Source organism: Streptomyces sp. 1-11 (assembly GCF_007176755.1).
Taxonomy (GTDB): domain Bacteria; phylum Actinomycetota; class Actinomycetes; order Streptomycetales; family Streptomycetaceae; genus Streptomyces.
The window spans coordinates 47,732-60,447 of sequence record NZ_BJTV01000007.1; the positions used below are offsets into that span (position 1 = coordinate 47,732).

The 12,716-nt window shown below is 71.0% G+C and carries 13 protein-coding genes and 1 pseudogene; 12 read left to right on the forward strand and 2 right to left on the reverse strand.

The window, feature by feature from the left end:
• Nucleotides 1–23: 23 nt before the first annotated feature.
• From TNCT1_RS16505 to TNCT1_RS16515, 3 genes and pseudogenes are all read left to right on the forward strand, one after another.
• Nucleotides 24–626 (forward strand): TetR/AcrR family transcriptional regulator, encoded by a 603-nt coding sequence (locus TNCT1_RS16505; protein WP_143632642.1) that lies wholly within the window; start codon nucleotides 24–26, stop codon nucleotides 624–626.
• A 160-nt stretch (nucleotides 627–786) separates the two neighbouring features.
• On the forward strand, nucleotides 787–1,686 hold the full coding sequence (locus TNCT1_RS16510) for a virginiamycin B lyase (protein ID WP_143632645.1): 900 nt from the start codon (nucleotides 787–789) through the stop codon (nucleotides 1,684–1,686).
• Nucleotides 1,687–1,762: 76 nt separating this feature from the next.
• A pseudogene (locus TNCT1_RS16515) lies at nucleotides 1,763–1,891 on the forward strand (aminoglycoside phosphotransferase family protein); the annotation flags it as partial.
• 91 nt (nucleotides 1,892–1,982) lie between these two features.
• Here the strand turns inward: TNCT1_RS16515 and TNCT1_RS16520 are convergent.
• Nucleotides 1,983–2,285: a hypothetical protein gene (locus TNCT1_RS16520; RefSeq protein ID WP_143632647.1), complete on the reverse strand. Its 303-nt coding sequence runs from the start codon at nucleotides 2,283–2,285 to the stop codon at nucleotides 1,983–1,985.
• Between the two features lie 269 nt (nucleotides 2,286–2,554).
• Here TNCT1_RS16520 and TNCT1_RS16525 point away from each other — a divergent pair, with 269 nt between their 5' ends.
• The 9 genes from TNCT1_RS16525 (at nucleotide 2,555) to pqqE (ending at nucleotide 12,201) form a co-directional block, all read left to right on the forward strand.
• The gene (locus TNCT1_RS16525) at nucleotides 2,555–3,949 is read left to right on the forward strand and encodes a DNA-binding protein (protein ID WP_143632649.1); all 1,395 of its coding nucleotides are present in this window, start codon (nucleotides 2,555–2,557) and stop codon (nucleotides 3,947–3,949) included.
• Nucleotides 3,950–4,037: 88 nt separating this feature from the next.
• Nucleotides 4,038–6,230: a catalase/peroxidase HPI gene (gene katG, locus TNCT1_RS16530; RefSeq protein ID WP_143633252.1), complete on the forward strand. Its 2,193-nt coding sequence runs from the start codon at nucleotides 4,038–4,040 to the stop codon at nucleotides 6,228–6,230.
• A 336-nt stretch (nucleotides 6,231–6,566) separates the two neighbouring features.
• Nucleotides 6,567–7,028, forward strand: coding sequence for an MSMEG_3727 family PQQ-associated protein (locus TNCT1_RS16535; protein ID WP_143632651.1), 462 nt, complete (start codon nucleotides 6,567–6,569; stop codon nucleotides 7,026–7,028).
• Nucleotides 7,029–7,050: 22 nt separating this feature from the next.
• Nucleotides 7,051–8,760, forward strand: coding sequence for a PQQ-dependent dehydrogenase, methanol/ethanol family (locus tag TNCT1_RS16540; RefSeq protein WP_143632653.1), 1,710 nt, complete (start codon nucleotides 7,051–7,053; stop codon nucleotides 8,758–8,760).
• A 47-nt stretch (nucleotides 8,761–8,807) separates the two neighbouring features.
• Nucleotides 8,808–8,903, forward strand: a complete 96-nt coding sequence (gene pqqA / locus TNCT1_RS16545) for a pyrroloquinoline quinone precursor peptide PqqA (protein ID WP_143632655.1) — start codon at nucleotides 8,808–8,810, stop codon at nucleotides 8,901–8,903.
• Between the two features lie 150 nt (nucleotides 8,904–9,053).
• The gene (pqqB, locus tag TNCT1_RS16550; protein WP_143632658.1) at nucleotides 9,054–9,941 is read left to right on the forward strand and encodes a pyrroloquinoline quinone biosynthesis protein PqqB; all 888 of its coding nucleotides are present in this window, start codon (nucleotides 9,054–9,056) and stop codon (nucleotides 9,939–9,941) included.
• A gap of 4 nt (nucleotides 9,942–9,945) precedes the next feature.
• Nucleotides 9,946–10,644 carry a pyrroloquinoline-quinone synthase PqqC gene (gene pqqC / locus TNCT1_RS16555; RefSeq protein ID WP_143632660.1) on the forward strand — a complete coding sequence of 233 codons (699 nt, stop codon included), beginning with the start codon at nucleotides 9,946–9,948 and terminating at the stop codon, nucleotides 10,642–10,644.
• A gap of 5 nt (nucleotides 10,645–10,649) precedes the next feature.
• Nucleotides 10,650–10,979, forward strand: a complete 330-nt coding sequence (gene pqqD, locus TNCT1_RS16560) for a pyrroloquinoline quinone biosynthesis peptide chaperone PqqD (protein ID WP_143632662.1) — start codon at nucleotides 10,650–10,652, stop codon at nucleotides 10,977–10,979.
• Nucleotides 10,972–12,201: a pyrroloquinoline quinone biosynthesis protein PqqE gene (gene pqqE / locus TNCT1_RS16565; protein WP_235902637.1), complete on the forward strand. Its 1,230-nt coding sequence runs from the start codon at nucleotides 10,972–10,974 to the stop codon at nucleotides 12,199–12,201. Before pqqD ends, pqqE begins: the two co-directional genes overlap by 8 nt.
• On the opposite strand, the gene TNCT1_RS16570 is transcribed toward pqqE, so the two are convergent.
• On the reverse strand, nucleotides 12,091–12,630 hold the full coding sequence (locus TNCT1_RS16570) for a manganese efflux pump (RefSeq protein ID WP_143632664.1): 540 nt from the start codon (nucleotides 12,628–12,630) through the stop codon (nucleotides 12,091–12,093). The genes pqqE and TNCT1_RS16570 overlap by 111 nt on opposite strands.
• Nucleotides 12,631–12,716 lie beyond the last annotated feature (86 nt).

Sequence of the window (12,716 nt, forward strand, 5' to 3'; positions counted from 1 at the left end):
TCCGCGAGTAAAGGGAGGCATCCGTGGCGGAGCCGGTCGGGGTACGCCGAGCACAGGCGCAGCGCACCCGCAGCGGCGTACTGGAGGCCGCTGCGGCGGTCTTCGTCGAGCAGGGCGTCCAGGCGCCCGTCCGTGACATCGCCGAACGCGCCGGCGTCGGTGTCGGCACGGTCTACCGGAACTTCCCGACCCGCGCGGACCTCGTCACCGCCGTCTACCGGCACCAGATCGATGCCTGCGCCGCTCTCGCGCCCCGGCTCCTGGAGGAGTCCGCCTCGCCGTTCACCGCGCTGACCCTGTGGACCGACGCGTTCGTGGACTTCCTCGTGACGAAGCACGGCCTCGGCGCGGCCTTGGGGTCCGGCGATCCGGGGCTGGAGAACCTCCACGCCCTCATGCTCGACACCCTGGTCCCGGCCTGCGCGACGCTGCTGGACGCCTGCGCCGCCGACGGCGAACTCCGCCCGGGCATCGCCGCCTACACGCTCATGCGCGCCGTCGGAAACCTCTGCATCACCGGCCCCGACTACGACCAGGCCGACGCCAAGCGCATGGTCGCCCTCCTCCTCACCGGATGTCGCAACCCCCCGAGCGGCGCGCTCCACGAGGATGTCGCGGCAGAGTGAAGGGGCTCCCCGGCGTCTGAGCCAGGACTCCGGGACCGGCTGGTCCCCGCCCTGCCGGACGCCTCGCTGCCGCAGGGCCGGAATTCAGGAGCGTGGGCGCAGTGGGCACGGATAGCATCCGCATGCGCGCTGCACCGTTCGCCGATCAAGGAATCCGCCGATGCCGAGTCGTCCGTCCGTCGCGATCGAAGAGTTCTCCGTCTCCGACCGTGAGGCCGGACCCTACGCGATCACTGCCGGACCGGACGGCGCACTGTGGTTCACCATGGTCCACCACGGACGGATCGGCCGTATCACCCTCGCCGGTGACGTCACCTCCCACCAGCTCGAACCGGCCTCAAGCGGACCTTCGATCATCACGGCAGGGCCCGACGACGCGCTGTGGTTCACCGAGTTCCGCGGCCACCGGATCGCCCGCGTCACCACGAGCGGGGACATCACGTCGTTCCCGCTGCCAACGCCGGACGCGGGGCCGTTCGGCATCACCGCGGGCCCCGACGAGGCACTGTGGTTCACCGAGGCCAACGCCGACCGCATCGGCCGCATCACGCCCGACGGGCAGGTCACCGAGTTTCCTCTCCCGCTCTCGGGTGCCTTCCCGTCGGCCATCGCCGCCGGCGCGGACGACCGGCTGTGGTTCACGATGAACCAGGCGAACGCGATCGGCGCCATCGGACGCGACGGGGACGTCACCGTCCACCCGCTGCCCACACCGGCCGGCGCGCCGGTCGGCATCACGGCCGGCGCCGACGGCGCCATGTGGTTCGTCGAGATCGGCGCCGGTCAGGTCGGACGGATCACGCCGGACGGGAAGGTCGACGAATTCCCCCTGCCCGACCGTGCGTCACGCCCGCACGCCATCGCCACCGACGCTGACGGAAACTGCTGGTTCACCGAATGGGGAGCCAGCCGCATCGGCCGGATCACACCCGACGGCCGCATCGACGAGCACGACCTTCCCACCCCGGCCTCGGAACCCCACGGCATAACCCAAGGTCCGGACGGCGCGATGTGGACCGCTCTGGAGATCGGCACGATCGCACGCCTCACCACGACCTGAGACAAAGTCCCGGCCGGGACGGCAGCGTGCTGTGAGTCCGGCCGGGGCCCGCGCCGGCGAGGGGGGAACGATGCTTCGCGTCGCCGACGGCGACCCCGTCTATCTCCGGGCGCTGGCCGAACGGGGCGGATGGGAACGCTGGGACCGTATGCGGACATGGCTGGCGGACCACCGCGAGACGTTCACGGCTGCCCTGCTGAGCTGACCGGACCGCACGTCGAGGACGAACTCACGGGGTGCCCCGCCTCCGCGTCGTCATGGGCGGTCTCCCGCGACGATGGCCGGATCCTGCCCTCTCAAGATCCGTCCCATATCCCAAGACGCTTGAGCCGGCGTTGCCGGAGCCGCTCCGAGAGGGCCGTGAGGCCGAAGACAAGCCCCATGAGCAGCCCGGACACCACAGCGAACAGTGGATCGTCCGGTTCCTCCGCACGCGACAGCGACAGGACGAGGAGAGTGAAGGGCACTGCGACGCAGATGCCGGTGCCGATCGGCGGTCGGGCCAGCCATTTCTGGATCCGCGTCGGACGCCGCTGCCCACCCAGGGCCCGGTCCAGGGCCCAGAACCCGTCCGCCAGAGACCGCCGCCAGTTCGCCACGGCAGAAGGATATGCGGCGCCCTTCCGGCGGGGCCGCCCGGCGGCCGGCGCGCGGGAGCGGCGGCCAACCCGCGGCCGGCAGATGTGCGCGGCTCGGCAACCGTCCTAGGCTGGGAAGCGCAGGTCTGTGACACAGCCTGGAACGAGTGACGAAGCAGGAAGACGCGCCAGGCGGGCCCCGTCCGCCGTAGGCCCGGCCGCGACGAGCGAACCGCCCGCATCCCGCGCGCCGTCCTGCGCCGGGTAAGGGCCAAGGGCGGTTCTGAGCCATGAGCGATCCACAGCGGCTCGAGTCCGTCCCGGCGAACCTGGACGGCGGCGCCGTGCTGGCGGCGTGGGAACGGTTCGTGCGGGGCGAGGACGAGGTCCCGGACGTCCGGCCCCTGGTGGCGATCTCCTGGCATCGCTGCCGAGAGCAGTACAGGGTCGATCCTCACCTCACCCAGGCCCCGGTGGCCGTCGCCGAGCCGGACCATACGCCCGAGCACGGTGTGGTCGTCGCCGAGCTGGGTTTCCGTGCCGCCTCCGTGGCCCATGAAGTGGGCAACGCCGGTGGCCTCGTCACCGTCACCGATGCCACCGGCCGGATCCTGGCCGAGTGGGGTGACCAAGCGACGCTCGCCAGAGCCGTCGACCCCCGTCTGGCGCCCTGGTTCTGCTGGTCGGAGTGCGCGGTCGGCACCAACGCCATGGGCACGGCGCTCGAAGCGCACGGCCCGGTGCTGATCAGGGGTGCGGAGCACTGGTGCCAGACGCTCCACGACTGGGTCTGTGCCGGCATCGCGGTGCGCGACGTGGTCACCAGAGAACCGATCGCGGTCCTGACCGTCTGCCGCTGGCGCAGCCGGCTGCCCGCGTCCACGGAGAGCTGGCTGGCGAACGCGGCCACCATGACCCAGTGCCCCCTGAAGAGGCGCGCCCGGGACAGCGGTGCCGAGTTGGTCGCGGCCTACGCCCAGGCCAGGGCACACTCCGGTGCGGCACTCGCCGTGGTGGACACCGCGGGCCAGGTGGTCATCGCCGACGACATGGCGAGCGTGCTCCTGGGCGTTCCGGCGTGCACCCCGGCGGTCGACCCCACGCTGCGGTGGAACCCCGGGTTGCCCGAACTGATCACCGCGGCCCGGTACGCTACGAGACAGGCGGCCCACAATCCCGACTGGGTCGGCTCGACGCAGATCTTCGCCCACCTCGCCGACGAGCCGACCTCGATCAGCATCCGACCGGTCTTCTCGTCCGGCCGCCTGATCGGCCACCTGGTGTTCTTCGGCTCCTCCGACGGGGCGCGGCTGCCCCAGCCGGAGGGGGCTGCGCACCTGCGGGCGCAGCCGCGCCGGCTGGTCGCGACGCGGGACAACCGGCTGGTGCTGTTGCGACCGCAGGAGGTGTCCGTCGCCGAGTCGCAGGGGAACGACGTATGGCTGTCCACCGATCAGGGGCGACTGCGAGCCGCCTCCGTGAGTCTGGACAAACTCGAAGGTGAGCTGGCGGACGTGGGCTTCCTGCGGGTGCACCGCCGGTATGTGGTCAACCTCAGCCGCATCAGGGAGATCGAGCGCGGTGTGAAGGGCGAGCTGTCCCTGGTCATGGACGAGCGGGCGAACGAGACGGTGCCGGTGTCCCGGCGGCACACGGCGGCGGTGCGTCGCGCGCTGGACATCTGAGTGCCCCGGCGCGACCTGAGTTCACGGAAGGAAGGGTCCCGTGTCTGACAGTCCGGACGCCGGCGCCGGCGTGCACAACGCCGGCGGCGTGGACGGCCTCGGCCTCTCCGTACCGGCCGGGCCGCGCGGTCACGCGACAAGGGGCGCGAGCAACCGCGACTGGTGGCCGGACCGGCTCGACCTGGGGATTCTCAAGAACCGTCCCGCCGAGGCCGACCCCATGGGCGACGACTTCGACTATGCCGCGGAGTTCCGGACGCTCGACCTCGACGCCCTTGCGCGGGACGTCGACGAAACGCTCACGACGTCGCAGGAGTGGTGGCCGGCCGACTTCGGTCACTACGGACCGCTCATGATCCGGATGGTGTGGCACAGCGCGGGCACGTACCGCGTCGCCGACGGGCGTGGCGGCGCGGGAGACGGCATGCAGCGGTTCGCGCCGCTGAACAGCTGGCCGGACAACCGCAACCTCGACAAGGCGCGCCGGCTGCTCTGGCCGGTGAAGAAGAAGTACGGCCGCAAGATCTCCTGGGCCGATCTGATGATCTTCGCGGGCAACCGGGCCCTGGAGACGATGGGCCTCACCACCTTCGGCTTCGCCGGCGGCCGGGCGGACGTCTGGGGGCCGGGCGAGGACGTCTACTGGGGTCCCGAGCAGGCCTGGCTCGGCGACGAACGCCACGGCGGCGTCCGGGAGCTGGAGAGCCCCCTGGCCGCCGACCAGATGGGCCTCATATACGTCAACCCCGAGGGACCGAACACCGTCCCTGACCCGCTCACCTCGGCCCGGGACATCCGTGACACGTTCCGGCGCATGGGGATGAACGACGAGGAAACCGTCGCGCTGATCGCGGGAGGCCACACGTTCGGCAAGACCCACGGCGCGGCCGACCCGGCCGCCCACCTCGGCCCCGAACCGGAGGGCGCCCCCCTCGAGCAGCAGGGCCTGGGCTGGAAGAGCAGCTACCGCACCGGAAAGGGCGCGGACGCCATCTCCAGCGGGCTCGAGGGCACGTGGACACCCACCCCGACGCAATGGGACAACAGCTACTTCGAGACCCTGTTCGGCTACGAGTGGGACCTGGAGCTGAGCCCCGCCGGTCTGTGGCAGTGGACCACGAGGGACGGCGGCGGGGCCGGCACCGTGCCGGACCCCCACGATCCGACGAGGACACACGCGCCGACGATTCTGACGACCGACCTCGCGCTGCGGACGGACCCCGTCTACGAGCCGATCGCGCGCCGCTTCCTGGAGAACCCCGATCAGCTGGCGGATGCCTTCGCCCGGGTCTGGTTCAAGCTGACGCACCTCGACATGGGCCCGATCCAGCGCTACCTCGGGCCGCTGGTTCCCCGGGAGAGGCTGCTCTGGCAGGACCCGGTCCCCGCCGTGGACCACGCGCTGGTCGGGGCGGCGGACATCGCCGCGCTCAAGAGGCAGGTCCTCGCCTCCGGGCTGTCCGTACCGCAGCTCGTCTCGACCGCGTGGGCGTCGGCCTCGACGTTCCGCGTCAGTGACAGGCGCGGCGGGGCGAACGGCGCGCGCATCCGCCTGGAGCCGCAGCGGGGCTGGGAGGTCAACGATCCCGACACGCTGGCACAGGTGCTGCATACCCTGGAGGGCATCCAGGAGTCCTTCAACCACTCGGGGACCGGGGACGGGAAGATCTCGCTGGCCGACCTCATCGTGCTCGGCGGAGCCGCCGCCGTGGAGCAGGCCGCCAGGAACGCCGGCCACGACGTGCAGGTCCCGTTCAGTCCGGGACGCACGGACGCCGGGCAGGAGTGGACCGACGTGGAGTCCTTCGCCCCCCTCGAGCCGGCCGCGGACGGATTCCGCAACTACCGCGGCAAGGGCGGCCGGCCGGCGCCGGAGCACCTGCTGGTCGACCGGGCGAACCTGCTGGGCCTGAGCGCGCCCGAGATGACCGTCCTCGTGGGTGGCCTGCGGGTGCTGGGCGCCAACCACCGGCAGTCGCCGCTGGGGGTCTTCACCTCGGCGCCCGGATCGCTGACCAACGACTTCTTCGTGAATCTGCTCGACACGGGCACGGAATGGAGGCCGACGTCCGCGGCCGCGGAGACCTTCGAGGGGCGCGACCGCGCCACCGGCGAGGTCCGGTGGACCGGCAGCCGTGTCGATCTCGTCTTCGGCTCGGACTCCGAGCTGCGCGCCGTCGCGGAGGTCTACGCGAGCGACGACGCGGGGGAGAGGTTCGTGCGCGACTTCGTCGCCGCGTGGGCCAAGGTCATGAACCTCGACCGGTACGACCTCGTCTGACCGGCGTGCCGCGGTACGGGCCCGGCCGCGCCGAACGGTGGCACATCGGCTGTGAACGGCGGACGGTCGCGGACGAACGGTATGGTCCCGCCCGCATCAGGACTCGCCTTGTCGGTGTGATCCGTCCGGCGTAGCGTGATTCGCGACCACCGATATCGCGCCCTTTCCGGTGCCGTCCATTCGGTGCGGTGCGCTCCTCGGGTACCGATTTCGGTCGCGCCCCGGGCGATGCCGAAAGGGAAATTACGAGGTGCCTGCAAAAGGCCGCCGTGTGCCGGCTTCGGTGCGGCCGATGCGGAATGGCCACAGAATTGGAATGAGGGGAGAGAAACCCCGATGACAATCGCGCAGGAGCGAGCCGACCTGCTGGACAAGCTCGGGTTGGCCGCACAGAACAAAGCGGCGCTGGGTCAGGTGCTGGGAACCGGGAGCATCGGGCAGGCCGCCGAGCAGCCGGACGGCAGCATGAAGGCCACGATTCGCATCAACCCGGACGAGCTGACCTGGGATCCTTCCATTCTGGTCATGCCCCATGGAGGCGACATCGAGCTGGAGCTCGTCAACGACGACCTGAACACGCACTGCGCCCTTCTGCCGAGCAACGGCGACAGGAAGTTCATCTGGCTGGTGAACCATTCGCACGGACACGCGCACCTCAACCTCGACGGCCCGGGCTACTACTGGTTCGCCTCGCCCACGGGCAACGACGAGGGCCGGGGGCTCACCGGATCCATCGTGGTGCTGGGGGACGCCCCGCCGGAGGCTCGCCTGGACCGTCCCGAACAGCCACAGCCCTGAGCCGAAGCAGGAGGTGGACGAAATGACCGTCGACTACGCCGATTACGTCGACGCGGGTGAGGCCGTCGATCAGGGCCTCCTGAGCGGCAAGGTCGCCGGCGGGGACGTCGCGCCGCCGGTGGTGGCCGGCGTCGACTACGAGCGGATACTCAACGCCCGCGAGGAGCCCCACAACTGGCTCACCTACTACGGCGCCTACGACGGGCAGCGGTACAGCCCGCTGGACCAGATCAACACGGAGAACGTCAAACGCCTCGTCCCGGCATGGGTCTTTCAGGCCGGCACGACCGGTCTGATCGCGGGCGCGTCGACCTACTCCTTCGAGGCCGCCCCGATCGTCGTCGACGGGGTCATGTTCCTCTCCGGCTGGGACGGCTGGGTCTGGGCCCTGGACGCGAAGACGGGTGTGGAGATCTGGCGGTACAAGCACGCCGTCCCCTTCGACGTGTCCTTGTGCTGCGGGAACGTGAACCGCGGGGTCGCCGTGGCCCGGGGAAAGGTCTTCTTCGTCACGGCCAACGCCCGTGTCCTCGCGCTCGACGCCACCACCGGCAAGCGGGTCTGGGACAAGACCTACGGAGACGTCCGGGCCGGGGAGAGCGCCACGCTCGCCCCGCTGGTCGTGAAGAACATGCTCATCGTCGGCAGTTCCGGCGGCGAGTTCGGCGTGCGGGGCCACCTCGACGCGTTCGACCTCGAGACCGGCGAGCACCAGTGGCGGTGCTACACGGTGCCCAAGCCCGGCGAGCCCGGCTCGGACACCTGGCCCGCCGACGGCGAGGCCTGGGCGCGGGGCGGGGCGAACTGCTGGATCACCGGCACCTTCGACCCGGAGACGAACCTGCTGTACGTGGGCACCGGCAACCCCGCGCCCGACTTCGACGGAGCGGTCCGCGAGGGCGACAACCTCTTCACCGACAGCATCATCGCCGTGGACGTGGACAGCGGTCAGATCCGCTGGCACTACCAGTGCACCCCGCACGACCTGTGGGACTACGACAGCATCGGCGAGTGCATCCTCTTCGAGCAGGACGGGCGCAAACTGCTCGGCCACTTCGACAAGAACGGCTACTTCTTCGTCCTCGACCGCACGAACGGCGCCAGGGTCGGGATCACCCCCTTCGTCGACCGCATCACCTGGGGGGCGATCACGAGGGACGGACAGGTGACGGCCAAGGTGTACCCGGACAAGGAAGGAGAACCGGTCCACTTCTACCCGGGTCCGGCCGGCGCCAAGGAATGGACCCACGCGTCCTACAGCCCGAAGACCGGCCTCTTCTACGTCCCCGTCCAGGACACCGGTGCCACCGCCACCCGGCGGCGCCGGGAGTTCAAGGAGAGCATCCCCTACTGGGGCGCCGGTGTTCAGGTGGACATCGAGGACATGGCAGGGTCCGTCAGCGCGTTCGACGCGAGCGGCGACGAGAAGTGGCGCTGGCGCAACGAACTCCCGATGTGCGCCTCGACGCTGGCCACCGGCGGCGACCTGGTGTTCGCCGGCGAGGCCTCCGGGGAGTTCAACGCGCTCGACGCCCGCACCGGGGAACTGCTGTGGCAGTTCCAGTGCGGAAGCGGCCACCACAGCAGCCCGACCACCTACATGGTCGAAGGCAGGCAGTACGTGGCCGTGCCGGTCGGCTGGGGCGGATGGGCCGAGGGATTCCTCCCCGGCATGCTGGGCGCGGGGCACGGAAGCGCCCTGATCGTCTTCGCCCTCCCGGAACCGATGTAGCGCGTGACCGGAGCCTGCCGTGATCCCGGCAGAGAGGAGGTGAATCCATGGAGTCCCAGCTCGCTGTGTGGGAGACGCCCGACTTCGACGAGATAGCGGTCGCGGCCGAGGTGACCATGTACCTCGCTCGGTTGGAGGAGTAGCGAATCGCGGATGCGGGGCGGCGCCGGGCCCGTTCCGGCGCCGCCCGGCGGCCCGGAAGGGCCACGGACGGCCGTGTCGGAAGGAACCCGGGCCCCCGGGAGTGTCGGGACGGACCCGGGTCCGCGGGCGACGACGAAGGGAGTGCCGACGTGTTGCTGCGAGTGCTGGGCTCGGCGGCGGGAGGCGGCTCCCCGCAGTGGAACTGCGGCTGCCCGGTGTGCGCCGCGGTCCGCTCCCGTCCAGGCATGGCGCGCACCCAGTCGTCGGTGGCGGTCAGCGCCGACGGCCGCCGGTGGTTCCTCGTCAACGCCTCGCCCGACGTCCCCGCCCAGATCGAGGCCTTCCCCGGGCTGCACCCGTACGACGACCGGACGACGCCGCTGGAGGCGGTGCTGCTCACCGACGCCGAGCTGGACCACACGCTGGGTCTGCTCCTGCTGCGCCAGGCCCGCGCGCTGCGGCTGTACGCCACGGCGACGGTGCACAAGACCCTGACCGACGGCTCGGGAATCCTGCGCACACTCGAGCGCTACTGCCCGGTCGAGTGGCGGGCCGTGGCCCCCGGCACCGGCCTGGCCCTGGCGGACGGGCTGTCCTGCCGGGCGTTCGACGTACCCACCACCAAGCGCGACCGGTTCGAAGCCGGGCTGGACGGCGGCCGCGTCGTGGGCTACCGGCTGACCGACGAGCGCGGCGGGGGAAGTCTGGTGTACCTGCCGGTGGTGCAATCGCTGACGGAGGACGTGTGTGCGGAGATCCGGGGCTGCGCATGCCTGCTGATCGACGGGACCTGCTGGCACGACGACGAACTCGCACGGCTCGGCCTGGCCGGCAGGACGTCACGGGAGATGGGCCACCTGCCCATGGCGGGCCCGGACGGCAGCCTGGCGCGGCTGCCGTCGCTGAGCGTGGGGCGCACGATCTTCGTGCACATGAACAACACCAACCCGGTTCTCCTGGCGGACACGCCCGAGCGGCGCGCGTTGGAGGACAGCGGCATGGAAGTGGCCATGGACGGCCTAGAGGTCCAGGTGTAGAGCCGTGACGACGACAACCGCCACCACCGGCGCCGACGGTTTCGTGGACACGCTGCGGGCCCACTCGCGGCGCTACCACGACCAGCACCCGTTCCACGTCCGGATGAACGCCGGCCGGCTGAGCCGCCGGCAGATCCAGGGTTGGGTGGCCAACCGCTTCTACTACCAGGAGAGCATCCCCCGCAAGGACGCCGCGATCCTCTCCAACTGCCCCGACCTCGGGGTCCGTCGCCGCTGGATCCGGCGGATCGTCGACCACGACGGCACCGCGGCGGGCGAGGGCGGCATCGAGGCGTGGCTGCGCCTCGCCGAGGCCACCGGGCTGACCCGTGACGAGGTCCAGGACCACCGGCACCTGGTACCCGGGGCGCGGTTCGCCGTCGACGCCTACGTGAACTTCGCCCGGACCCGCCCGTGGGTGGAAGCGGTGGCGTCCTCGCTGACCGAGCTGTTCGCGCCCGACCTGATGGCGGCGCGGCTCGCCGCGTTCGAGCGGTGGTACCCGTGGATCGCCCCCGAGGGCCTCGCCTACTTCCGCGCCCGCCTGCAACAGGCCCCCCGCGACTGCGAACACGCCCTGGAGGTGGTCACCGCGCACTGCCTCTCCGCCGAGTCCCAGGCGCGCGCCGTCGACGCGCTGTCGTTCAAGTGCGACGTCCTGTGGAGCCTGATGGACGCCATCGACCAGGCCTACCGGGAGTGACCCCCATGGACCCGACCCGAACCGGAACGACCCAGACCAGCGCCATGACCCGGCCCGGCGCCGGGGTGTCCGGCTCGGACCGGCCCCGGCTGGCGGCCCACGTCCGGGTCGCCTTCTGCCGGACCAGGCAGCGCAAGGTCCTGCTGCACCCCGAGACGGTGGTGGTCCTGAACGCCAGCGGCGCGGCCATCCTGGAGCTGTGCGACGGACGGAACACCGTGGCCGAGATCGTGGCCCGGCTGGGGGCGCGCTACGAAACCGTCCCCGAGGACGAGGTCCGGCAGTTCCTGGCCCGGCTCGTCGCCCGGCGCTGGGTGGAGCTCAGCGATGGATAGCCCGTTCGGGCTGCTCGCCGAGCTCACCTACCGCTGCCCGCTGGCCTGCCCGTACTGCTCGAACCCGCTGAACCTGGCCGACTACCGGCAGGAGCTGACCACCGGCGAGTGGCTGCGGGTGCTGACCGAGGCCGCGGATCTGGGAGTTCTGCAGTGCCATCTGTCCGGCGGGGAACCGCTGCTCCGGCACGACCTGGTGGAACTCGCGGCGCACGCCCACACCCTCGGCCTCTACACCAACCTCATCACCAGCGCCCTCGGCTTCTCACGTCCGAGGGCCGAGCAGTTGCGGGCCGCCGGCCTTGACCACGTGCAGGTCAGCATCCAGGCCGACGAACCGGCCGCCTCCGACCGGATCGCCGGGATCCCGTCCTTCCGGCGCAAGGTGGAGGCGATGGGTCTGGTCAAGGAGCTGGGCTGGCCGCTCACCGTGAACGTGGTGCTGCACCGGCACAACATCGACCGCGTCGCCGACGTGCTCGCTCTCGCCGAGAAGGTGGGGGCGGACCGGCTGGAGCTGGCCAACACCCAGTACTACGGCTGGGCCTGGCGCAACCGTGCCGCGCTGCTGCCGAGCCGGGCACAGCTCGAAGCGGCCGAGGCCGTCGTACGGGCCGCCGGCGAGCGGTTGCGGGACCGTATGGACATCATCTACGTCATCCCCGACTACTACAGCCGCTATCCGAAGCCCTGCATGGGCGGCTGGGCCTCCCGGGCACTGACGGTGACGCCGAACGGCGACGTCCTGCCCTGCCCGGCCGCCCAGTCCCTGCCGTTGCCGCGGGCCAACGTGCGGGAGGAGCCGCTGGAGCGGATCTGGGCCGAGGCCCCTGTGATGACCGCGTTCCGCGGGACCGACTGGATGCCGGAACCCTGCCGGAGCTGTCCCCGGCGGGAAGTGGACTTCGGCGGGTGCCGCTGCCAGGCGTTCCTGCTCACCGGCGACGCCGGCCGCACCGACCCGGTCTGTCATCTGTCGCCCGACCACGGCCTGGTCGCCCGGGCGGTCGAGGCCGCCAACGCCGACTCGCGGGACGACGGTCCTCCGCTGGTCCCCCGTCCGCACCGCCCCGGTCTGCCGTCTGTCGCGGCTGCCTCCCGGCGGAACGGGTCAGCCGCCGAACCACAACGGCAGCGCCGCGGCGGCGATGATCAAGGTGACCCCGCTCAGCAGGTCCGAGCGGATCCGTACGAGGCGCGCGGCGGCCCGCCCGAGCTGTAGCCCGACCAGCGACATCACCGCTGTCGTCACGCCGAAGGCGGCGGCCGAGAACCACGGCGAGAGCCCGAGGACCCCCAGGCTCGCCCCGGCCAGCAAGTTGTCCAGGCTCAACGTCAGCGGTATGCCGAACAACGCCCACGGCTGGTCCAACTCCTCCGGCTCCGGGCGCCGGAGGGACGAGATGACGAGGTAGAGGCCGTATCCGCCGAGCGCGGCGGCGCCCACCACATCGGCGACGTCCCCGATGGACTCCCCGATCTCGTGACCGATCAACAACCCGACCAGGGGCATGACCGCGTCCCACAGTCCGAAGGTCAGCGCGACCTGCACCGCGCGCCGGAAACCGAAGGGGACCGTGCCGAGTGCGATCGATACCCGGAAATTATCGAAACTGAGTACAAAACCCAGGGCAAGTATTTCCCAGATCATGGCGAGACCACTGCCCGATGACGGCCGGTGTCGTGAACGACTGAGCCTCGGCTTGCGTGCACCGTATTTCTACAGAATATCTCAGA